This window comes from Bacillus infantis, assembly GCF_050107595.1.
Classification (GTDB): domain Bacteria; phylum Bacillota; class Bacilli; order Bacillales; family Cytobacillaceae; genus Bacillus_AB; species Bacillus_AB infantis_C.
In genome coordinates, this window is record NZ_JBNILH010000001.1 from 105,695 (window position 1) to 126,535 (window position 20,841).

Below are 20,841 nucleotides of genomic sequence, written 5' to 3' on the forward strand. Positions count from 1 at the left end.
CATCTGGCTAAATGAGCCATAGATTCAGCAGTAATGTTTAACACAGCCTGAAAATTGAAAAGCAATATGCCGTAAAAAGCAGGAGATTAAAGCCGCATAATGGAATTACTTACAAGGACGCCCTTGGTTTAGGGTGCTTATCCCCGGGTAATAGAATAAATATATAACAATCATGGAGGTGCTTCTTTTGGAAATTATTCTATATTTGAGCGTGGCTTTAATAGCAGTAGCCTTTTTAGTGCTCGTCATTTTCCTGTCCCGGACATTGAAATCCCTGGCGACTACCTTGGATAGTGTGTCTACTACCTTAGATGGACTTGAACAGCAGCTGGACGGTGTAACCCGTGAGACCACTGTTCTGCTTCATAAGACGAATGCCCTTGCAAGCGACATTCAGCAGAAATCGGAAAGCCTTAATGGGGTTGTCAACGCGGTAAGGGATGTCGGAGATTCTGTTAGGAAGTTCAACGGCACGATTCAGTCTATTTCTTCTTCTGTTAATACGCAGGTTGAACAAAACAAGGATAAAATCTCCCAGGTGGTGCAATGGAGCAATGTATTCCTTGAGCTGAAAGACAAGTGGAAGCTCCGCAAGCAGCAGTCTTCTCCGCTTCAAAACCATATTGAAGATATACCGCCCGCAGAGAGAGCAGTAGAAAGAGCGGCTGTGAGAGCCCGGGAAAGAGAAAGAGCAAAATATTAATGGAAGTGTAGGAGGATCCCACATGGCTTACAATGAAAGAATGAATACGCAGGCAAACGAAACAAGGCAGGAAGACAATATTAATTCCAAGGATTTTCTGATTGGTGCCCTTGTCGGCGGAATGGTGGGGGCAGCAGCAGCGTTATTCCTGGCTCCCAAGACAGGGAAAGAGCTGAGGACAGACCTGAATGAGCAGGCTGCAGTGCTGAAGGAAAAAACCGGCCATCTTAAAGAGACGGCTATGACAAAAGGGTCTGAGCTGGCTTCTGCAGCAAAAGAAAAGACCAGCACTCTCACCCAGAGCGTATCCAAGCAGTCTTCAGGCCTGGTTGAAAAGGTGAAGGGCATGTCAGGAAAGTCCGGCAGCCAATCTGATGATTCCAGCGAAGAAGAGGAGGCGTTCACCGAAACAGTGCCTTCCGGCTCGGCTGCAATGCTTTCAGAAGAGGATGGGGAAAGCATACAGCAGAAGCTGGAGGAAACAAAGAACGCTTTTGATGAAACAGAAATGAAATACCGATAATTAGGAAATCAGGCGGCGGAGTGTTAAAATGACTCTGCCGCATTCTTAATTTCAGGAGGAAATAAGATGAAACAAATACATTCAATTGAAGAATTTAATAGCATTTTAGAAGAAAAGAGCCCGGTCTTTCTGCTGAAGCACAGCACCACCTGCCCTGTCAGCCAGGCGGCGTATGAAGAGTATGAAAGCTTCACGTCTGCAAACAGCAGCGTTCCTGCTTATTTTCTGACTGTACAGGGTGCCCGTCCGGTTTCCAATCATGTGGCTGAGGAGTATCATATCAAGCATGAATCTCCCCAGGCGATCCTTTTCTCGAACAAAGACGTTGTATGGCATGCATCCCATTGGAAAATAACAGAGGATTCACTGGCAAAGGCTGTAAGTGAAAACAGCTGAATACAAAAAGGCCGTTCCCGTAAAGGGACGGCCTTTCTGATTTATTTAACCTTAATATGCTCAGGCCAGTGGATATGGAGGGTGTCCCCTGCGTTTACCGGTTCATGGAAGGAACATTTCCTTCCGTTCTTAATCAATTCAAAGCTGCCGGCTGCATGAGCGGGCGGCTTTACTTCAACATAAGTGAAAAGATCCTGGAAAATGAATGGTTCTTCAGGCAGTTGCCTGATCAGGATCGAATCCCCGCTCCTGATGATACTTTCAGCATCCAGTTTCATATCTCCGCGCCAGATCTCGACTGCCTCCCTCTTTAGGGTAATGCGCTCTCCATTAAAGAAGACTGGCAATGTCCGTTCCAGTGAGAGCTGCTTCTTTTCAGCCAATTCAGCCACTGTTGTCTGATTCCTTCCGGCGGCCTCGATTACGTCCCTGTCCTCACAGCTGCTTCCGGGCTTTGCATCGATCCCGTTTCGGGTGAGCCTTCCGGAAAGGGAAGGGATGTAAGTTTCTTTCCCGTTAATTCTCAGATGGAATGGCTTTATGCTTTTTAATAAGTCTTCCAAGCTCAGAGCCTTTAATACCGATTCAATGCTGTCAGCACTTCTGCATTCAATTTTGTCGCGGTCCTCCACAGAATCATCCGGAGACGCTGCTATACCGTTCTTGGAAATGATTGCTTGGACGGTATAGTCCTTCCCGTTAACTTTTACGTGTTTATCCGGAATGGTATCGACCAGATCTTTAACTTTAAGAAAAGATGCTCTTCCATCAGCTCCCCTGGCAACTGTCAGCATATCTCCATCCCTGACCCCGTCATCCAGAGAACAGGCAGAGCCATTTTGCAGAAGAACAGGCGGATTGCCGTGCTCTCCGGGTATCGTAATGCTGAGGCCATTCAGGGAAATGATTTTGGCCATTCCAGGCTTTCCATACAGCTTGCTCATTTTGATTCCGGCAGCAAGGAGGCAGTCGCCCACTGTCAATTTTTTCACTTCAAAAAGGCGGACAGGCAGGTCATTTACATAGATTGTCCTGTATTGGACAGGAGACTGCAAGGCCGCTATCGCTATCCCAACCGGTGTGACAAGATCAGGACCTTTTAATATATGATCGGCGAAGGCCAGGGAAGCGACTGCATCAATTCCCCTGATAGCAACCCGGTTCTCCGGGAGATGCAGGCGGGCTGCCACCATTTGCGGCAGGCGCGGCGTAAGACTCCCGCCCCCTACAAGCATTACGGCCTTGGGAGATTTATGATTATTGAGCTGCAGAATTTCATTACAAATCGAATCTGCAAGCTTTTCGATTGCCGGTTCAATTTGTGAAATAATATCTTCACTTGCCCATTCTGTTTCAAAGCCGAGAATATCTGTCGTTTTGATCGTACTGTGATCAAGCAGACTCCGTTTTGCTTCTTCAGCCAAAGGGAAATCGAGAAGAAGCTGATCACTGAGCGATTCCGTAATCTCATCCCCTGCTACAGGGACCATACCATAAGCAATGACAGTTCCGGTATCTGTCAGGGCAATATCCGAAGTACCTGCCCCGATGTCAACAAGCGCAACGTTCAGCCTCCTCATGGAAGGCGGGATGAGGACATTGATGGCGGCAATAGGCTCGAGTGTAAGAGCCTGCATTTCAAGGCCGGCACGGTGGAGGGCAGAAATCAGCGACTCAACGACCACTCTGGGAAGGAATGTTGCGATGATATCGACTGAAGCTTCTTCTCCCTGCTGATCAATGAGATTGCCAATTTCTTCACCATCCAGCCTGTAATGCAGCACAGAGTATCCGACACAATAATAATAGTGGCTTTTATCCGTCTTCTGCTCTTCCGCTACTTCTGCCTGCGCCTGCTGTACCGCGCTCAGCTCAAGGTGAAGGATATCATCCTTCTGTATTATCGGCTTGCCGGTGATGTTGACGGATGCCTGAGCCCTTTTAGTTTTGAGGGCCCTTCCGGCAGCTGCAACGCAGACTTTTTTTAAGGGGCCGTGGGCGGCTTCAAGGTCTTCCTTAATCTCAGTGATGATTTTGGATACAGAGATGACGTCATGGATCTGTCCATCAAGCATGGCGCGTTCTTTATGTTCTTTCGTGTGGATATCTATTACTTTGAACTGCCCGTCCTGCTCTTCCAGGATGATTCCGACCACTGAACGGGTACCGATATCAAGGGCAAATATTTTATTTTTAAGCAAAGGATGCACCTTCTTTTACAGGATAGAGGAAACTTAAGCCCATCTGCACAGATATATTTCTTTAATGCTTAAAAGCGTTTAACTAATAAAGAAAAAATACGTGACATTGGCAGTTAATTCATATATAATAATCCCTAATTATAAAAAATGTATCATATTTTAACAGGCCGATAAAGAAGAACCGTTGCGGATACTAATTTAAGGCGCAATACTTCGGTTCAGCCAAAGAGAAGGGACGGGACATGATGAGCAATAAAGAATTAGATCAGCTGCGCGAACGAGTAGAGGAAATCAATCTTCAGCTTTTATCATTGATCAGCGAGAGGGCAAGCCTTGTTCAGGAAATCGGTAGGGTTAAGGAAACTCAAGGAGTTAACCGCTATGACCCTGTCCGTGAAAGAAAAATGCTGGATTCCATTAAAGAACATAACGAAGGGCCGTTTGAAAACTCAACGATCGAGCATCTTTTCAAGGAAATCTTTAAGGCAGGGCTTGAACTGCAGAAAGATGACCACCGCAAAGCGCTCCTTGTATCCCGGAAGAAAAAGCCTGAAAATACCATTGTCGATTTAAGAGGCGAAAAAATCGGCGACGGCAACCCGCACTTTGTCTTTGGACCATGTGCTGTCGAGTCCTATGAACAGGTGGCTACAGTTGCGGCAGCCGTAAAGGCTAAAGGCATGAAGCTTCTCCGCGGCGGTGCCTACAAGCCTAGAACCTCTCCTTATGATTTCCAGGGGCTGGGACTTGAAGGCCTGAAAATCCTTAAGAGGGTTGCAGATGAGTATGACCTGGCCGTCATCAGTGAGATAGTCAATCCGGCTGATATCGAAACGGCTTCAGAATATCTGGATGTCATCCAGATCGGTGCAAGGAATATGCAGAACTTTGAGCTCCTGAAAGCAGCGGGTGCAGCCAATAAACCGGTATTGCTTAAGAGGGGCCTTGCGGCTACCATTGAAGAATTCATCAATGCTGCTGAATATATCATGGCTCAGGGCAATGGGCAGATCATCCTCTGCGAGAGGGGAATCCGCACATATGAACGTGCAACAAGAAATACCCTTGATATTTCTGCGGTGCCAATCCTGAAGCAGGAAACGCATCTTCCTGTTATGGTCGATGTCACCCACTCAACAGGAAGAAGGGATCTGCTACTTCCAACTGCCAAAGCAGCGCTTGCAATCGGCGCAGACGGCGTCATGGCCGAAGTCCACCCTGATCCTGCGGTGGCTCTCTCAGATTCAGCACAGCAGATGGACCTGAATCAGTTTGACGATTTCATGGCACAGCTCAAGGCTTCATCCTTTGTAAAAGTATAAGGCAGAGGCTGCTGGGATATTCCTTAGCCGGCTATATAAAAAGGGCTCTTCTGATTTTTTTCAGGGGAGCCCTTTTCTATGACAGGAAGAATATTTGCACAAAATAAAGAGGTTTTGGCATTTACGGAGTGATGTCTTTGAATAATTCCCCGCTTTTTTGTAAAATAAAAGGGCTTTACATTGCGGCAAACGCCTGTCTGTCGTATGATTAAAGACATAATTAGACAAGTTTAGTTATTCACAAGCAGGAAAATTGCGTTACTGTTTGGAATATCAGGACAACATAAGTAATGAACTTAAAAATGTATGGCAAAATTATATTATATTTTTCTTTTTATTAGGCTGTGTTAGTGTACCTTGATGATTTTGGGCTCATTCGTGTGAAACTTTGTTTCACACGCATTTCAGCACAGCTGAAATGCTGCCAGATATTCATCCTGCAGCCTAGAAAGCTCGCTTTCTTGGCTGCAGGATGAATATCTGGCTAAAATGAGCCCAAAATCAATAACAATTTTAACAAAGCCTTTTATTAATAAAGCTGACTGGCAAAGAATACCGAGACAGTGTGATAAAAGAGGAATGTTCAAGTGAAAAAGGAGTGTTTTAAATGAATGTAACAATCTATGATGTTGCCCGTGAAGCAAATGTTTCAATGGCAACGGTTTCCCGGGTAGTGAACGGGAATCCAAATGTAAAACCAGCGACAAGGAAAAAGGTGCTTGAGGTCATCGAGAGGCTCGGATACCGCCCTAATGCTGTCGCCAGGGGACTTGCCAGCAAGAAAACGACCACTGTGGGTGTCATCATCCCGGATATTTCAAGCACCTTCTTTGCAGAGCTGGCAAGGGGCATCGAGGATATTGCAACGATGTACAAGTACAATATTATCCTGAGCAATTCTGACCAGAATAAAGATAAAGAGCTTCACCTGCTGAATACAATGCTCGGCAAGCAAGTGGATGGAATCGTGTTCATGGGCGGAAATATTACGCCTGAACATGTGGAGGAATTCGAAAAATCCCCGGTGCCGATCGTTCTGGCCGGTTCCATTGAGGAATCAGAGAAAATTCCTTCTGTAAATATCAATTACGAGCAGGCCGCTTATGATGCGGTACAGACTTTCATTGAAAAAGGCCATAAGCAGATCGGGATTGCAATCGGTCCGCTGCATGAACCGATCAATGAGGCGAAAAAGCTTGCCGGCTACAAAAGGGCACTCAGTGAAGCGGGCATTGAATATAAGGAAGAGCTCGTTGCAGAAGGAGATTATACGTACGATTCCGGAATAGAAGCTTTTGAAAAGCTGATCGAAGCATCTGCAAAGCCGACAGCCATCTTTGCCGGTTCTGATGAAATGGCGCTGGGCGTCGTCCATGGTGCAGAGGACAAAGGCTTTTCTGTTCCTAACGACGTTGAAGTCATCAGCTCAGACAACACGCGCCTTGCATTAATGGTAAGGCCGCAGCTGACGAGCGTCGTACAGCCGCTTTATGATATCGGGGCGGTTGCCATGCGCCTTTTGACCAAATACATGAACAAAGAGAAAGTAACAGAAAACATTGTCGTCCTGCCTCACCGGATTGAATATCGCGACTCAACAAAATAATAATAGCGCCGATATAAAGAGAGAGCGGGCAGAATTAGGGCAGGGCCCGAAAATTCTGCCTACAGGCGTTATTGGATTATAAGCTGACCAGGGAGAGGAATTATGAGAAAGCTCGATACTCTTACACCGATTGGCTTGTTTATCGGTTTTGCAATGCTGGTTTTTGGAATTATGACAAACGGGGGATTCAGCGGCTTTCTGTCATTTGTGGATCCCGCCTCTATACTGATTGTCCTTGGCGGACTGGTTTCCGGCCTGCTGGTCAGTTTTCCATTGAGGGACATCAAGCATTCCTTTACAGTGGTCCGCCAATCTTTTTCAAATGATGAAAAGAATTTGGCCGAGATCATCGATGTATTTGTCAAGCTATCGGACAAGGCCCGCCGGGAAGGGCTGCTGTCTCTGGAACCCGAGATTGAACAGATGGAAGATCCTTTTGTCAGGAAGGGTGTCATGCTGGCGGTCGACGGGCTGGAGCCGGATGTAATTAATGATATTATGAATGCCGAAATTGCGGCGATGGAGGAAAGACATCGGAAGGGCAGGAGCATCCTGGATAAAGCGGGGGAATATGCACCTGCCTGGGGGATGATCGGGACTCTTATAGGACTTGTGCTGATGCTGAAGAATCTGAATGATCCTGCAAGCCTCGGTCCGAATATGGCAATCGCCCTTCTCACCACCTTATATGGTTCGCTTTTGGCCAATCTTGTTTTCCTGCCGATGGCAGCCAAGCTTCTCCTGAAAACGGAGAAGGAAGTGTTTCAGAAGCAAATCATCATTGAAGGTGTTCTGGGGGTGCAGGCAGGGCAGAATCCGAGACTGCTGGAAGAAAAGCTGGGCGCTTTCCTTTCTGCTCAGGAAAGAAAAGAGAAGTATGAGGCTCAAGCATCAGCGGAGGCCTTAGAATATGGCGATTAATAGACGCCCCAGAACAGAGCCGAAGGGTGCGCCGAGGTGGATGGTGACATTCTCCGATCTTGTCACACTGATTCTCGTATTCTTTATTTTGTTATTCTCAATGTCACAGATCGATATCGTCAAATTCAAGGCGGTTTCTGAATCGTTTCAGGACAAGCAGTTCATGGATTTTTATCCATCGATCATCCCATTTGAAAATCCTACTGAAAATGACGATAATGTCGTGAATCAGGGGCCTGAATCGGACAGGCAGGAAGAGGAGAGGCTGGAGAACCTTCTGCAGGAAGTGGAAGGCTATCTTGAAAAGAACGGCCTTGAGGATGTTATTGTGGCCAACCGGACAGAGCGCGGGGTGGTGCTGGTCCTTCAGGAGCAGGTGCTGTTTGAATCGGGTGAAGCGGAAATCGTAGACAAGGACAGCGGCTTTCTCGATAAGGTGGGGTCTTTGCTGGCCGACATGCCGAACCTTGTGAAGGTAGAGGGGCACACGGACAACAGGCCGATCGCCACCTACCGATATCCGTCAAATTGGGAGCTATCTGCCGCGCGGGCAAGCAGCGTCATACGGTATCTGGCAGGCACAGGCCTTGACAGTAAACGCTTTATTGCTGTTGGCTACGGAGACACCCGGCCGCTTGTCCCGAATGATTCGGCGGAAAACCTTGAAAAGAACCGGCGGGTTGAAGTTATTATTTCAGACCCCCGCTATGAGGAAAATACAGATTGAGAGAAATAGGGAAAAGGCTGTATCTCATTAGAATGGTTTCTTGAGATACAGCCTTTTTCTGCCTTCATCTGTTATTTTTTATCCAGAAAGTTCTTACCAAACTCCGAGATCAGCCAGGGCCAGGGCAAGGATTCTAAATTTAATTCAAATTTGCCGTCCTCGTTCCCGCCTAAAGGCGTAAGCTGCTGGTAGAGAACTGTATTCCCTTCCTGGGCAGCAAGGCTGGCATTTCTGCCAAAGCAATTCGCTATCACTTCCTTGCCGCCGATAATCCGGATTTCATAGAAAAGTACATCAGCTAGATTTGTATACATGACCGCCAGCTTCTCGGATTCCAGCTTGTGCGGGAACATCACCGCATTATTCTTCCCGATAAGGACGGGAAGCTTTGCCGGTTTTGAATAGGACGACCAGTTCCATACTTCCACAATCACTTCCTGCTCGCTTTGCCCTGTGTTGGCCAGATTGATAACCGCAGCCACTGTTCCTGGCTCCTTGCGCAGAACACCTGTGGTGAGAGTCCTCATTTTCCCCAAATTGCATATCTCCTTTCATAGAAAGCATCGCAGCATATTGTATGCAAACTGAAAGGATAAGCTTGGACAAAAGGCATGGCTGGCAGTATTTTTGCCGGAAAAACTAGAGAGATTCAGAATGTGTCTTATTGCGGATAGGGTACAGGGCCTTGGCTGCTGTATTGGCATTTTTCTCGGTTATTTCAGGTTTGCGGGGGATGGGCGGATACAGATTGTCCGGATCATCCCACTCTTCCGGCAGCTCGACCGGAGCCTGGTCTTTCCATTTCTGGATCCATCCCTCAGGCAATCTCCCATAGCAATTGGTATTTCCCGTCATTTCCATCCAGATCAGGGCCCAGGCCCTTGGCACAACCCGCCAGATATCATAGCCGCCCCCGCCGACGGCGATCCATCTTCCATCACAATACTGATGGGCGATTTCATGCGCCAGCTTAGGAATTTCGCGATAAATTTTCATTGTTGCAGATAAGTGTGTAAGCGGATCCAAATAATGAGAGTCGGCGCCATTTTGAGTCACGATGACATCGGGGCGGAAAAAGTCGGCGATCTCTCTTACTGAATCCCGGTATGCGTGAAGCCATGATTCATCTTCCGTAAAGGCGTCCACCGGGATATTGAAAGAATAGCCATAGCCTTTCCCCTGCCCTCTTTCATTGACATTGCCGGTTCCGGGAAAAAGATAGCGGCCGGTTTCATGGATAGACAGGGTGCACACATCAGGATCATCATAGAACGCCCATTGAACCCCGTCACCGTGATGAGCATCGGTATCGATGTAAAGGACGCGGGCTTTATACTTTTCCTGAAGATATTTTATGGCAACAGAGCTGTCATTGTATATGCAAAAACCCGATGCTTTGCCGCGGAATCCGTGGTGAAGGCCACCGCCGAGATGGAGCGCATGCCGCGCTTTGCCCTCCATTACATAATCTGCCGCAGTCAGGCTTCCCCCGACAAGCAGGGAGCTGGCTTCGTGCATATCAGCAAAAATCGGGGTATCCTCTGTGCCGATTCCATAGCTTTCGGCCATTTCCGCCGGAAGCTTGCCCTGGCCTGCCAGCTTCACTGCCTGTACATAATTGGGATCATGAATAAGGCATATTTCTTCATCTGAAGCTGGCCTGGGCGGGATAATGCTGCCGGGATCAATGGCCCCGGCCTGCTCAAGAAGATCAAGTGTAAGTTTTAATCTCTGCTGGTTAAAAGGATGCTGGGGATTGAACTTATAGTTCAGCAGCTCCTCTGAAAATATAAAAATGCTATCGCGGGTCATGTCAGCATCCCCTGGACATTTGGCCACAGCACATGATATCCGGACTTTTTAAGATCTGATATCAAGGTTTGCGGATTCATAGTCCTGACCCGGAGCACAATGATTTTATATTGTTCATCCTGCTTGTCAGGATAGACGAGGACACTTTGGATATTGACCTTGCGATCTTTGAAAACCTCAGTCAGGTCCGACAGAACGCCGGCCCTGTTTGGAACCCTCACTTCAATCTGTGAACCGGGCTGGTTGGCGCCTGTCAGCTCCACCAGGGTATACAGCAGGTCTGTTTCCGTTACAATGCCGACCAGTGTCCCTTCCTTTACGATAGGGACGCAGCCAATATTATGTTCATATAGCACTGCTGCAATTTCCTCCGCAAAATCAAGCGGATGGCCTGTGATGATATCTGTTTTCATGATTGTCTTCAGCGGCTTGCCAAGCTCGCTCCTGTCCGCATCCAGCTGGAAAATGGATGGAGCTGCATCACGGATATCCCTGTCAGAAATGATGCCGACTAACCGCCGCTCCGGATCTATGATCGGAAGATGGCGGATTTTCCTGTCATTCATAAGCCTGAGGGCTTCTGCAATAGAATGGTCAGGAGAGAGTGCGGCTACATCGACTTTCATTATGTCTTCTACAATCATGGACTTCTCCCCCTTAACTAGAGAAATAGAAAAGGCTAGTACATAAATCTGTTCATAAAACGGAGCTGATCAAATCTCTGGATAGATTCAGGGTCCACTCTTTTTCCGATCCTTGCCATCAGACAGTTTGCCGGATGGGAACTGATTTCCGGATCGTCGGTGGCATACCATTCGAGGCCGCCTGCATTCATCATTTTTTCCATTACCTTGCGATATTCCCACACATTCAGTCCTGTCCCCTTTAAATCCCAATGCCAATAATATTCTGTCGTTATGATAATATAATTTTCCATATAATCATCCATCATGGATACCTGCAGCAGGCTTTTTCCTGTACCTGAGCCCCTGAACTTCGGGATCACCTCAATGGCCCCAAGCTCAATCAGATTTTTCATATTGCCTTCCGACCATCTTTCGAGGGGATCGGGGTACAGATAGGTCACATAGCCCACAATCGTCATCCCGTCTCTGGCGATGATGATTCTGCCTTCGGGAAGGGACGAGATTTCAATCAGGGCTTTATGCTGCTGCTGAGGAGGGCGGAATGCGACCAGGTCCTCGTGAAACTCATACTGTGCCAATTTTTCTGAAGGGACGGGACCCTCGATGATCAGGCTCCCTTTAACAGTCTTTAATTCTTTCGCATTATAAGTCATTGTATGTTCCATCAATTCACCACCAAAAAATCATTGCATTTCAGTTGTACTCCTATTATACATAAAATCGAACATTAAAAGCGCTTTCAAACTATTTTATCAATAAATTGCAAATATTTAATCTTAAAAGATAGTATATTTCCTGTATGACAAAAGTATTAAATTGTTACACGGAATCGCTTGCAATATTTTAAAAATTGAGAAAAGAAATGTTTTGTACTATAATAATGACAAACATTGTAAAAGGGGGAGCATGCAAATGAAAGTGGAAGCGCTGCCAGCAGTCCAGGGGAACTTCAACCTGGCAAACTATGACGAACTGTACAGTCAATTTGACTGGAAGGAAGCAGAAAAAGAGTTTTCTTGGAGCGAGACCGGGAAAGTCAATATGGCTTATGAAGCCATAGACCGACATGCAGAATCTTTCCGAAAAAACAAAGTGGCATTATATTACCGGGACGGCCAAAGAAAAGAGAAGTATACCTTCAAGGAAATGAAGGATCTTTCCAACAAGGCCGGCAATGTTTTAAAAAATTATGGTGATGTCGAGAAAGGGGATCGCGTCTTTATTTTCATGCCGCGTTCGCCTGAATTGTATTTCTCTGTCCTTGGAGCCATAAAGCTCGGGGCTATTGTAGGGCCTTTATTCGAAGCATTCATGGAAGGAGCAGTCCGCGACCGCCTTGAAGACTCGGGGGCTAAGGTTCTTGTCACAACGCCGGAGCTGCTTGACAGAGTGCCGGTGGATGAACTTCCAGATTTGAAGACTGTATTCCTGGTTGGGGATGGAGTAGAAGAAGAGGGCCCGTTCATCGACTTTAATAAAAGATTCGCTGAGGCCGGCACAAAGCTGGGAATAGAATGGGTGGAACGTACAGACGGGCTGATCCTTCATTATACCTCCGGCTCCACAGGGAAGCCAAAAGGAGTCCTGCATGTACATAACGCTATGATCCAGCATTACCAGACAGCCAAATGGGTGCTGGATCTGCAGGAAGAGGATGTCTATTGGTGTACAGCCGACCCTGGATGGGTGACCGGGACTTCCTATGGAATCTTTGCTCCATGGCTGGCTGGTGCGTCCAATGTCATTGTCGGCGGGCGCTTCAATCCGGAAACATGGTATAAAATGATCGAGGAATATGGGGTTACGGTCTGGTACAGTGCACCAACAGCCTTCCGCATGCTGATGGGGGCCGGCGATGAAGTGGTGAAGAACTTCGATCTGGGCAGCCTGCGCCATATTTTAAGTGTCGGGGAGCCTCTGAATCCTGAAGTGGTCAGATGGGGAATGAAGGTCTTCCATTTGAGGATCCATGATACATGGTGGATGACTGAAACCGGTGCACAGCTGATCTGCAATTATCCTTGCATGGAGATCAAGCCGGGATCAATGGGCAAGCCGATCCCAGGCGTTGAAGCCGCCATTGTGGATGATCAGGGAAATATCCTTCCGCCTCACCGGATGGGGAATCTGGCTATCAAAAAGGGCTGGCCTTCCATGATGCAGACCATCTGGAATAACGAACCGAAATATCAATCCTATTTCATGCCTGGAGACTGGTATGTTTCCGGTGACTCAGCTTATATGGATGAAGACGGCTATTTCTGGTTCCAGGGGCGCATCGATGATGTCATCATGACCTCAGGGGAACGGGTAGGGCCATTCGAAGTTGAGAGCAAGCTTGTTGAACATCCGGCTGTCGCTGAAGCTGGGGTCATCGGCAAACCGGACCCAGTCCGCGGGGAAATCATCAAGGCTTTCATTGCATTGAGAGATGGCTATGAAGCGTCTGACGAATTGATTGAAGATATCCGCCAGTTTGTCAAAAAAGGGCTGGCCGCCCATGCAGCACCGCGCGAAATCGAATTCCGCGACAAGCTTCCAAAAACCCGGAGCGGAAAAATCATGCGGCGGGTCCTTAAAGCCTGGGAACTGGATCTGCCTACAGGCGATTTATCAACAATGGAAGATTAATAAAAAGGGAGAAGCCATTTTGGCTTCTCCCTTCGTTATTTTACTGGCTGCCGCTGTCATCCTGATTTCCATCATCAGGATTAGTTTCCCCTTCAGCGGGCTTTTCTTCATCCGGTTTATCTTCAGGCTTTTCCTCTGGTTTATCTCCAGGTGGGTCGGCCGGCTTCGTTTCTTTAGGCTTGTCTGATGCCGGCGGAGCGGCCTGGCCGATTTGAATCGTGTTTGATGGACCAGATTCCCTGCCGGCAATATCGACTGCCGTCACATAATAGGAACCATTGCCGCCGCTGAATGAAAGGCCTGATCCGGCTTTCACGCTGCCGACTCTGGCTCCGCCGCTGTAGACCCTGTAGCCGATTACATCAGATTCAGGATGCTGCCCCCATACAATAGAGCTTCCTGATCCTTTGATTGACGGAGCGGAAGGCGTTTTGCCGTTATCCTCGATTTTATCCTGGGGAACGAGAACCTTTGACCATCTGTCCTTTTGCGGAATCAGCTGGTTGGGATCCACATTCACGCCAAATAGCTTTTCAATATAATCAGGGTTAAGGATAAGCCCTGATTCAGCAAATTCGGCTGGCGTTGAATCAAGCGCCAGATATTTCCTATCGCCAATGCGGACGAATTTACCGTTCACAAGGCTGTCATCTGTTTTGGTCGGCACATATTTGCTGTTGAACAGGTCTGTCTCCACCAGGCCGGCCTGTGAGCAGGCTGCTGATGGAAGAAGGCCGGATACACCGCAGAAGGATCTTCTGACAATCCCTCCTGGCATCTTGATGCTTTCGCTCGGATCAACGAGATCCGGGGCAACATCGTAGGCTGCATTCATCAGATCTGCCCAAAGATAAATATTCCGCATGCTGTAGCTCATGCCGCCTGTTTTTAATGACTTCGGCGTGTCATATCCGGTCCAGATGCCGAAGGAGACATTCGGGTTCGTCGCTACAAACCATGCATCATGGAACATATTGCCTGTACCGGTCTTTCCGGCCCAGTCAGAACTGAATTTCAGCCTGTTTTTCAAAGAGGTGGCAGTCCCGCTGTTGATGACATCCCGCATCATATCGTAAGTAAGATATGCCGTCTGCGGGCTGAAGACCTCAACAGGCTCAGGTTTATGCTTGTAAACGATATTCCCGTCTCTGTCAGTGATTTTATCAATTATATAGGCATCAACGAATTTGCCGCTGTTGGCAAAAGTCCCGAATGCATTGGTATTTTCCTCGACTGTCACACCGTTTTCCAGAGAGCCGATGGCAGTTGCCAGGTTCGTATAGTCCGGCTCAAGCAGAGAAGTGAAGCCCATCTTTTTAAGATACTCTGCCGGCCTTTGGCCGACAATATCCTTGTAGAGCTTGACGGCCGGGACATTATAGGATTTCGCAAGAGCGTATCTTGCCGTTACAAGTCCGGTATAGCGTAAATCATAGTTATTTGGCCATGGCCTATTCAAGCCAGGTGCAAGCATCAGCGGCACATCTGGAAGTATGGTGCCCGGAGATGCTTTCCCAAGCTCAAAGGCAGGTGCGTAAACCAGGAGAGGCTTCATGGTAGAGCCATTCTGCCTGACTGCATGTGTGGCGTGATTCAGCTTCTCTTTCTTATAGTCACGGCCGCCCACAAAGCTGATGATCTTTCCGGTAGAATTCTCGATGAGGATAGCCCCCACCTCGACTGGTTCCATGATGCTTACCTCTTCTCCGGTATCTGGATCAGTCACCCTCTGGGCTTTATCAGGACCGTAATGCTGGTACTGATTTTTTACCTGCTGCATTCTATCGTAGATTTCCTTATTGATGGTCGAGTGGATCTTGTAGCCGTTTTGGCGCAGATTCTTGTCAGCCAAAGCCAGATATCTCTGCTTGACCTCTTTGTCATTATTGTACTGCTCCATTGCGCCATCTTTTTCAGCCAGCACCTTGGACATGACTTCAGCTGCCCGCTCTTCTATCTCAAATGTGACCCAAGGGTATTTTTCAACCGCACTTGAGCCTGCGGGAACGAAATCTTTCGTAATATCATAAGCAAGTGCTTCCTGATATTCTTTGTCGGATATCTTTCCGTCATCATACATCCGTTTCAGAACGGTCTTCATTCTTGTTAATCCAGGTTCCAGATCCTCTTTAACGGTCCCTTTGTTTGTAAAAGGGGTATATCCGAAAGGGCTCTGCGGAAGACCGGCGATAAACGCGGACTGGGCAATATTAAGGTCGCTGGCAGGAACTCCGAAGATTCCCTTCGCGGCTGCCTGCACGCCGCCGATATTCCGGCCGGAAGAGTTGCGCCCAAATGTCGACACATTCAGGTAGGCTTCAAGAATTTCTTTTTTATCAAAGAATTTTTCAAGCCGGAGCGCGAGCAGGATTTCTTTTGCCTTCCTTTCGAATGAAACTTCGTTTGTCAGGATCTGATTCTTGATCAGCTGCTGTGTCAGGGTGCTTCCGCCGCTCTGTACAGCGCTGTTTGATACTTCCTGATACAGTGCGCGCAGAATTGCTTTTGGCACAACACCATCATGCTCATAAAAATATTCATCTTCGGTCGCAACGACTGCATCCTTCAGATGCACTGAAACATCCTCAAGCTTCACTTCCTCCCGCTCAAGGTCTGTCCGGAGCTTTCCGAGATAGACATTATTGGCAAAATAAAGCTCTGATGTTTCTTCATAATTGTATATATCTTTCTTCATGCTCTCATAGGAACGGATCGGCTCGTCCTTCACCAGGGAGGCAAAATACCCGGCACCCACTCCTCCTGCAAAAGCTCCTCCGAGAACAACGAGTATAATGAACAGAAGAGTTAAATTCCACACGACTTGATAGGTAATAGAAGCGCCTTTTACTGTCTTTTTATTTGTAAAAAGGCTTAGCCAGGACCTGAATTTATTGTTCAAATTATGTTTTTCCCCCTTCTTTTTATAAACCCCCAAAACCACATACATTATAGCACAAACCCAGGCGCCATTTGACAAGCACTGACACTTTTCTGAAATTTCCTTTTAAATGAGGATGGGGAATTTATTTGGGTTTAAAGGGGGGAAGGAGGCCAGTTGCAAATATATGGGGAAACTCGCAAATAAAATGAAAAACCCGCAAATATATCAAAAATGGCGCAAATATATCGAAAAACCCGCAAATATAGTAGAAATCTCGCAAATATCTGCAGCCTGGGGTATTTTGAATGGAGTTTTAGCCGTTCGATGGCGGGGCTGGCAAGCGTCCTCCGCGTTCCTTTATTGAACAAGGGGCTTTTCTGAATTTCGATTTGTCCAGCTCCAGCGGCTAGAGCCGACAAGCATTTCGATTTGTCCAGCTCCGGCTCCTAGGTGCTCGAGTCATAAGTCACTTTGGAACCGAAGGCAAAGAACGCCTTCAATTCCAAAGCGCCTTATGCTGGGCCCGCAGGACGCGGGTCATGCAGGCGTTGCCACAGGACGTGGCGTTTTTAGCCTGCGTTCCTTAATTCTCAACAGTCGCCTCCGCATTTCGATTGTCCAGCTCCAAAGCCTAGCCCCTCGAGTCATAAGCCAATCAGGCCAGAAGGTTAAAGAACAACCTTCCGTCCTGCTCGTCTTATGCTTGAGGCCCGCAGGACGCGGGTCATGCAGACGTTGCCACAGGACGTGGCGTTTTTAGTCTGCGTTCCTTAGTGAACAAGGCTTTTCCGCATTTCGATTTGTCCAGCTCCGGCTCCTAGGTGCTCGAGTCATAAGTCACTTTGGAACCGAAGGCAAAGAACGCCTTCAATTCCAAAGCGCCTTATGCTTGTCGCACCTCAACAGTCGCCTCCGCATTTCGATTGTCCAGCTCCAAAGCCTAGCCCCTCGAGTCATAAGCCAATCAGGCCAGAAGGTTAAAGAACAACCTTCCGTCCTGCTCGTCTTATGCTTGTCGGGGCTGAACAAGGCTTTTCCGCATTTCGATTTGACACACCCCCTTTCTTTATGGTAAAACTTTTGTATTATCTTATGAATTTGAATAGCTGCTTTGATGGGAATGAGTAGTGCTTCTGTCTCTGTTTCAGAAAGCCGGCGGTTGCTGTGAGCCGGTGCATGCAGAAGGATGAATTACCTCCCGGAGCTTCTGTTGCGAATCTGCGTATGCAGTAGTAGCAATGGACGGTTGAACCGTTATCAGGAAAAGAGCGGAGGACAGCTGTGTCCTCAATTTGGGTGGTACCGCGCTGTTAAGCGTCCCTGCATATTTGCAGGGACGCTTTTTTGTTTTTTCCGACGGAGGCTGCCGGCGTTTGAAGAAATGAATGGAGGAAGAAAGATGAGTTTGCTTGAGGATTTAAAATGGAGAGGCATTGTTTACCAGCAGACAGATGAGGAAGGAACAGAAGAGCTGCTGAAAAAAGAGAAGATTTCGTTATACTGCGGGATTGACCCGACGGCTGACAGCATGCATATCGGCCACCTGCTGCCGTTTTTAACACTGCGCCGCTTTCAGAATGAAGGTCACAGACCGATTGTGCTAGTCGGGGGGGCCACAGGACTGATCGGCGATCCGAGCGGAAAGAGCGAGGAGCGTAAACTGCAGACGCTGGAAGCCATCCAGCATAATGTCAGCAGCATTCAGCAGCAGCTGAAGAAAATCTTCAGCTTTGAGGGTGAGAACGGTGCCCTTATGGTCAATAACTATGATTGGGCAGGCTCGATGGACATTGTTACATTCCTGAGGGATTACGGGAAACATGTCGGTGTCAATTATATGCTGGCTAAGGATACAATTGCATCACGTCTTGATACTGGTATTTCATTTACTGAGTTTACTTATACCATTTTGCAGGCAATGGATTTCCTTCATCTGTATGAGAAGCATAACTGCAAAATGCAGATTGGCGGAAGCGACCAGTGGGGCAATATTACAACAGGGCTTGAGCTGATCCGAAAGATGATGCCTGAAGGTGCTAAAGGCTATGGTGTCACAATCCCGCTTGTAACGAAGGCGGATGGAACAAAATTCGGCAAAACAGAAAGCGGGGCAATCTGGCTCGATCCTGAAAAGACTTCTCCATATGAGTTCTATCAATTCTGGATTAATACAGCTGATGCCGATGTCATCAAATACCTGAAATACTTCACTTTCCTTTCAAAAGAAAAAATTGAGGAGCTGGAGAACTCGCTTGCAGAGGAAGCGCATCTCCGCAGGGCGCAAAAGGCGCTTGCTGAAGAAATGACAAAGCTGATCCATGGTGAAGCAGCGCTTGAACAGGCTATTAAAATTTCAGCCGCACTGTTCAGCGGCGATGTCAAAAACCTTACAGCATCAGAAATTACTCAAGGCTTCAAGGATGTGCCATCCTATGAGCCGACAGGCGAAGAGAAGGGAATCGTCGATTTGCTGACGGCTGCAAAGATTTCTCCATCCAAGCGCCAGGCCAGGGAAGATGTATCGAACGGCGCCGTCTATGTAAATGGTGAAAGAATTACAGCAACAGATTATGAACTAACAGAAAAAGACCGCATTGAAGGCCAGTTCACAATCATCCGCCGCGGCAAAAAGAAATACTTTCTTATCAAATATTAAACCGCAAAAAAGTCCGCTTCCGGCTGGAGGCGGACCTTTTTGTTTAATTGGAAAAAAGAAAAACACCAGCCAAAAGGCAGGTGCTTTCTTGGTTTTCCCGATTAACGAGAGTAGAATTCAACGATAAGAGCTTCGTTGATTTCAGCAGGAAGTTCAGAACGCTCAGGAAGACGAGTGAATGAACCTTCCAATTTGTCAGCATCGAAAGTCAGGAAGTCAGGTACGAAGTTGTTTACTTCGATTGCTTCTTTAACGATGTCAAGACCGCGTGATTTTTCACGCAATGTGATCGTTTGACCAGGCTGAACGCGGTATGAAGGAATATCAACGCGTCCTCCGTCAACGATGATGTGGCCGTGGTTTACAAGCTGACGAGCTTGACGGCGAGTACGTGCTAAACCTAAACGGTAAACAACGTTGTCAAGACGTGATTCTAGAAGAACCATGAAATTTTCACCGTGCTTACCAGCCATTTTGCCGGCCTTGTCGAATAGGTTGCGGAATTGACGCTCAGTAACTCCGTACATGTGGCGAAGTTTCTGTTTTTCCTGTAATTGTAAACCGTACTCAGAAATTTTTCTGCGCTGGTTTGGACCATGTTGTCCTGGAGCGTAAGGACGCTTTTCTAATTCTTTACCAGTTCCGCTTAGAGAAATTCCAAGACGGCGGGATAGTTTCCAGCTTGGACCTGTATAACGAGCCATGAATGACTCCTCCTTGTGTTTTTATTTTGTTGTAAAATAAAAACAGATGCGTACGATCATTAAGCTCATTTTGTTTTCATGTACCTTCGCCCTAGCAGCAGCGGGTTACACAGTACCCCTTCGAATAAAAGGCTAAAATGCCATGCTTACCGGCATCTTGGGCCTAAACCCGTGCTTTCCGCCTCAAAAGAGATGGGAAGCGGTGCCTTATTGAGGAACAAAATGATCACCTAAAGTGTCACATTTGCTGCGATATTTTACACAAAGGATATTATATAATTTTTATAAACTTTATGTCAAGGCATGTTTTGCTTTTCGCGGAATAAGTGCTCCTGCCTTCTCAATTTTATCATCTTATGATGCCGGCATAGAGGGCAATTTACTGGAAAATATTTTTATCATATCATAACGGGGAGAATTTTCCTGTGGTATAATAGTCTTAATTAATTCTAGTAAAAGTGTTGATGAAATTGAGAGAAACGAAGAAGGAAAAACAAATCCGCCTTTTTCTGGCTTTGGCGTTTGCTGGAGTGGCCCTTGCCGCCATGTACTTCCAGTATCTCAAGCCGGCGGGCGGGACAGGGAGCCCGCTTGCCCTGGTCATAAAGGAGGGCTCTGCCGGAGGCACAGACCCCCTAGTTGTTTTATATGATGAAAAAAAACAGGACCATGTGCTGGCCCTTTATGAGGTAGAAAAAGACAATGATTTTAAGTTTCGCCTGATCAAGTCTGCCTCTTTGGAGAGCGCCCCTGAGAAATTGGCAGTTGATCGAGAGGGTGCCGGTTTTTGGGCTGAATTGGATGGAAAATGGGTTTATCTGGATCCGGACCTGAAAGTGCGGGAGCGTGAACCGGGCCTTCGGGGCACCATCACTTCGGATGGAGAACCTTTTGAAGTAAGGAAGACTTCAAATCATACCGTTCTTGAAGCGGAGGGCCAATATGAAGTAGCCTTCAATGTTACAGGCAGGCCGGAGAGCGTCCATGCCCTCACAGCCGATCATTCTTCATGGCTTATCCTGCTTGAGGATGGGGTGAGAATTGCCTCCGGGAGGACGCTGTAACACGGCATTTATATAAGAATGCCTATATGAACTGGGTAAATAGGGTG

General features: G+C 47.3%; 17 protein-coding genes and 1 other annotated feature. Of the genes, 10 read left to right on the forward strand and 7 right to left on the reverse strand.

Annotated elements, in window-relative coordinates; genetic code table 11:
* Positions 1–187: 187 nt before the first annotated feature.
* The 3 genes from ACQCVH_RS00605 (at position 188) to ytxJ (ending at position 1,622) form a co-directional block, all read left to right on the forward strand.
* Positions 188–703: a DUF948 domain-containing protein gene (locus tag ACQCVH_RS00605; protein ID WP_426834012.1), complete on the forward strand. Its 516-nt coding sequence runs from the start codon at positions 188–190 to the stop codon at positions 701–703.
* 22 nt (positions 704–725) lie between these two features.
* Positions 726–1,226 carry a YtxH domain-containing protein gene (locus ACQCVH_RS00610; protein WP_426834013.1) on the forward strand — a complete coding sequence of 167 codons (501 nt, stop codon included), beginning with the start codon at positions 726–728 and terminating at the stop codon, positions 1,224–1,226.
* Between the two features lie 66 nt (positions 1,227–1,292).
* Positions 1,293–1,622: a bacillithiol system redox-active protein YtxJ gene (ytxJ, locus tag ACQCVH_RS00615; protein WP_224898355.1), complete on the forward strand. Its 330-nt coding sequence runs from the start codon at positions 1,293–1,295 to the stop codon at positions 1,620–1,622.
* Between the two features lie 41 nt (positions 1,623–1,663).
* On the opposite strand, the gene ACQCVH_RS00620 is transcribed toward ytxJ, so the two are convergent.
* A complete protein-coding gene (locus ACQCVH_RS00620; protein WP_426834014.1) occupies positions 1,664–3,823 on the reverse strand; it encodes a cell division protein FtsA in 2,160 nt (719 codons plus the stop codon).
* Between the two features lie 245 nt (positions 3,824–4,068).
* Between ACQCVH_RS00620 and ACQCVH_RS00625 the strand changes: the two genes are divergently transcribed.
* The 4 genes from ACQCVH_RS00625 (at position 4,069) to motS (ending at position 8,399) form a co-directional block, all read left to right on the forward strand.
* A complete protein-coding gene (locus ACQCVH_RS00625) occupies positions 4,069–5,145 on the forward strand; it encodes a bifunctional 3-deoxy-7-phosphoheptulonate synthase/chorismate mutase (protein ID WP_035403260.1) in 1,077 nt (358 codons plus the stop codon).
* Between the two features lie 607 nt (positions 5,146–5,752).
* Positions 5,753–6,751 carry a catabolite control protein A gene (gene ccpA, locus ACQCVH_RS00630; RefSeq protein ID WP_426834015.1) on the forward strand — a complete coding sequence of 333 codons (999 nt, stop codon included), beginning with the start codon at positions 5,753–5,755 and terminating at the stop codon, positions 6,749–6,751.
* Positions 6,752–6,853: 102 nt separating this feature from the next.
* Positions 6,854–7,672 (forward strand): flagellar motor protein MotP, encoded by an 819-nt coding sequence (motP, locus tag ACQCVH_RS00635; protein WP_426834016.1) that lies wholly within the window; start codon positions 6,854–6,856, stop codon positions 7,670–7,672.
* A complete protein-coding gene (gene motS, locus ACQCVH_RS00640) occupies positions 7,662–8,399 on the forward strand; it encodes a flagellar motor protein MotS (RefSeq protein ID WP_426834017.1) in 738 nt (245 codons plus the stop codon). Before motP ends, motS begins: the two co-directional genes overlap by 11 nt.
* A gap of 71 nt (positions 8,400–8,470) precedes the next feature.
* Here motS and ACQCVH_RS00645 read toward each other — a convergent pair whose 3' ends face one another.
* The 4 genes from ACQCVH_RS00645 to ACQCVH_RS00660 all read right to left on the reverse strand — a co-directional run bounded on the left by ACQCVH_RS00645 (position 8,471) and on the right by ACQCVH_RS00660 (position 11,523).
* Positions 8,471–8,935 carry a hypothetical protein gene (locus ACQCVH_RS00645; protein WP_426834018.1) on the reverse strand — a complete coding sequence of 155 codons (465 nt, stop codon included), beginning with the start codon at positions 8,933–8,935 and terminating at the stop codon, positions 8,471–8,473.
* 103 nt (positions 8,936–9,038) lie between these two features.
* Positions 9,039–10,211, reverse strand: a complete 1,173-nt coding sequence (locus ACQCVH_RS00650; protein WP_426834019.1) for an acetoin utilization protein AcuC — start codon at positions 10,209–10,211, stop codon at positions 9,039–9,041.
* On the reverse strand, positions 10,208–10,855 hold the full coding sequence (locus ACQCVH_RS00655; RefSeq protein WP_426834020.1) for an acetoin utilization AcuB family protein: 648 nt from the start codon (positions 10,853–10,855) through the stop codon (positions 10,208–10,210). Before ACQCVH_RS00655 ends, ACQCVH_RS00650 begins: the two co-directional genes overlap by 4 nt.
* Positions 10,856–10,890: 35 nt before the next feature.
* Positions 10,891–11,523, reverse strand: a complete 633-nt coding sequence (locus tag ACQCVH_RS00660; protein WP_426834021.1) for a GNAT family N-acetyltransferase — start codon at positions 11,521–11,523, stop codon at positions 10,891–10,893.
* 247 nt (positions 11,524–11,770) lie between these two features.
* Here ACQCVH_RS00660 and acsA point away from each other — a divergent pair, with 247 nt between their 5' ends.
* Complete coding sequence (gene acsA, locus ACQCVH_RS00665; RefSeq protein ID WP_426834022.1) at positions 11,771–13,489, forward strand: acetate--CoA ligase; 1,719 nt, start codon at positions 11,771–11,773, stop codon at positions 13,487–13,489.
* A gap of 40 nt (positions 13,490–13,529) precedes the next feature.
* On the opposite strand, the gene ACQCVH_RS00670 is transcribed toward acsA, so the two are convergent.
* Positions 13,530–16,436 (reverse strand): transglycosylase domain-containing protein, encoded by a 2,907-nt coding sequence (locus ACQCVH_RS00670; RefSeq protein ID WP_426834023.1) that lies wholly within the window; start codon positions 16,434–16,436, stop codon positions 13,530–13,532.
* A gap of 1,036 nt (positions 16,437–17,472) precedes the next feature.
* Positions 17,473–17,695, forward strand: a binding site (T-box leader).
* A 74-nt stretch (positions 17,696–17,769) separates the two neighbouring features.
* Here ACQCVH_RS00670 and tyrS point away from each other — a divergent pair.
* Positions 17,770–19,026, forward strand: coding sequence for a tyrosine--tRNA ligase (tyrS, locus tag ACQCVH_RS00675; protein WP_426834024.1), 1,257 nt, complete (start codon positions 17,770–17,772; stop codon positions 19,024–19,026).
* 101 nt (positions 19,027–19,127) lie between these two features.
* Here the strand turns inward: tyrS and rpsD are convergent, their stop codons facing one another.
* Positions 19,128–19,730, reverse strand: a complete 603-nt coding sequence (gene rpsD, locus ACQCVH_RS00680; protein ID WP_009795353.1) for a 30S ribosomal protein S4 — start codon at positions 19,728–19,730, stop codon at positions 19,128–19,130.
* A gap of 470 nt (positions 19,731–20,200) precedes the next feature.
* Here rpsD and ACQCVH_RS00685 point away from each other — a divergent pair, with 470 nt between their 5' ends.
* The gene (locus ACQCVH_RS00685; protein WP_426834025.1) at positions 20,201–20,794 is read left to right on the forward strand and encodes a hypothetical protein; all 594 of its coding nucleotides are present in this window, start codon (positions 20,201–20,203) and stop codon (positions 20,792–20,794) included.
* Positions 20,795–20,841 lie beyond the last annotated feature (47 nt).

Coding starts and splice junctions, on each gene's coding strand:
- ACQCVH_RS00610 (WP_426834013.1), top strand. CDS start 726: ATGGCTTACAATGAAAGAATGAATACGCAGGCAAACGAAACAAGGCAG.
- ytxJ (WP_224898355.1), top strand. CDS start 1,293: ATGAAACAAATACATTCAATTGAAGAATTTAATAGCATTTTAGAAGAA.
- ACQCVH_RS00625 (WP_035403260.1), top strand. CDS start 4,069: ATGAGCAATAAAGAATTAGATCAGCTGCGCGAACGAGTAGAGGAAATC.
- ccpA (WP_426834015.1), top strand. CDS start 5,753: ATGAATGTAACAATCTATGATGTTGCCCGTGAAGCAAATGTTTCAATG.
- motP (WP_426834016.1), top strand. CDS start 6,854: ATGAGAAAGCTCGATACTCTTACACCGATTGGCTTGTTTATCGGTTTT.
- motS (WP_426834017.1), top strand. CDS start 7,662: ATGGCGATTAATAGACGCCCCAGAACAGAGCCGAAGGGTGCGCCGAGG.
- ACQCVH_RS00650 (WP_426834019.1), bottom strand. CDS start 10,211: ATGACCCGCGATAGCATTTTTATATTTTCAGAGGAGCTGCTGAACTAT.
- ACQCVH_RS00655 (WP_426834020.1), bottom strand. CDS start 10,855: ATGATTGTAGAAGACATAATGAAAGTCGATGTAGCCGCACTCTCTCCT.
- ACQCVH_RS00660 (WP_426834021.1), bottom strand. CDS start 11,523: ATGGAACATACAATGACTTATAATGCGAAAGAATTAAAGACTGTTAAA.
- acsA (WP_426834022.1), top strand. CDS start 11,771: ATGAAAGTGGAAGCGCTGCCAGCAGTCCAGGGGAACTTCAACCTGGCA.
- ACQCVH_RS00670 (WP_426834023.1), bottom strand. CDS start 16,436: ATGTATGTGGTTTTGGGGGTTTATAAAAAGAAGGGGGAAAAACATAAT.
- tyrS (WP_426834024.1), top strand. CDS start 17,770: ATGAGTTTGCTTGAGGATTTAAAATGGAGAGGCATTGTTTACCAGCAG.
- rpsD (WP_009795353.1), bottom strand. CDS start 19,730: ATGGCTCGTTATACAGGTCCAAGCTGGAAACTATCCCGCCGTCTTGGA.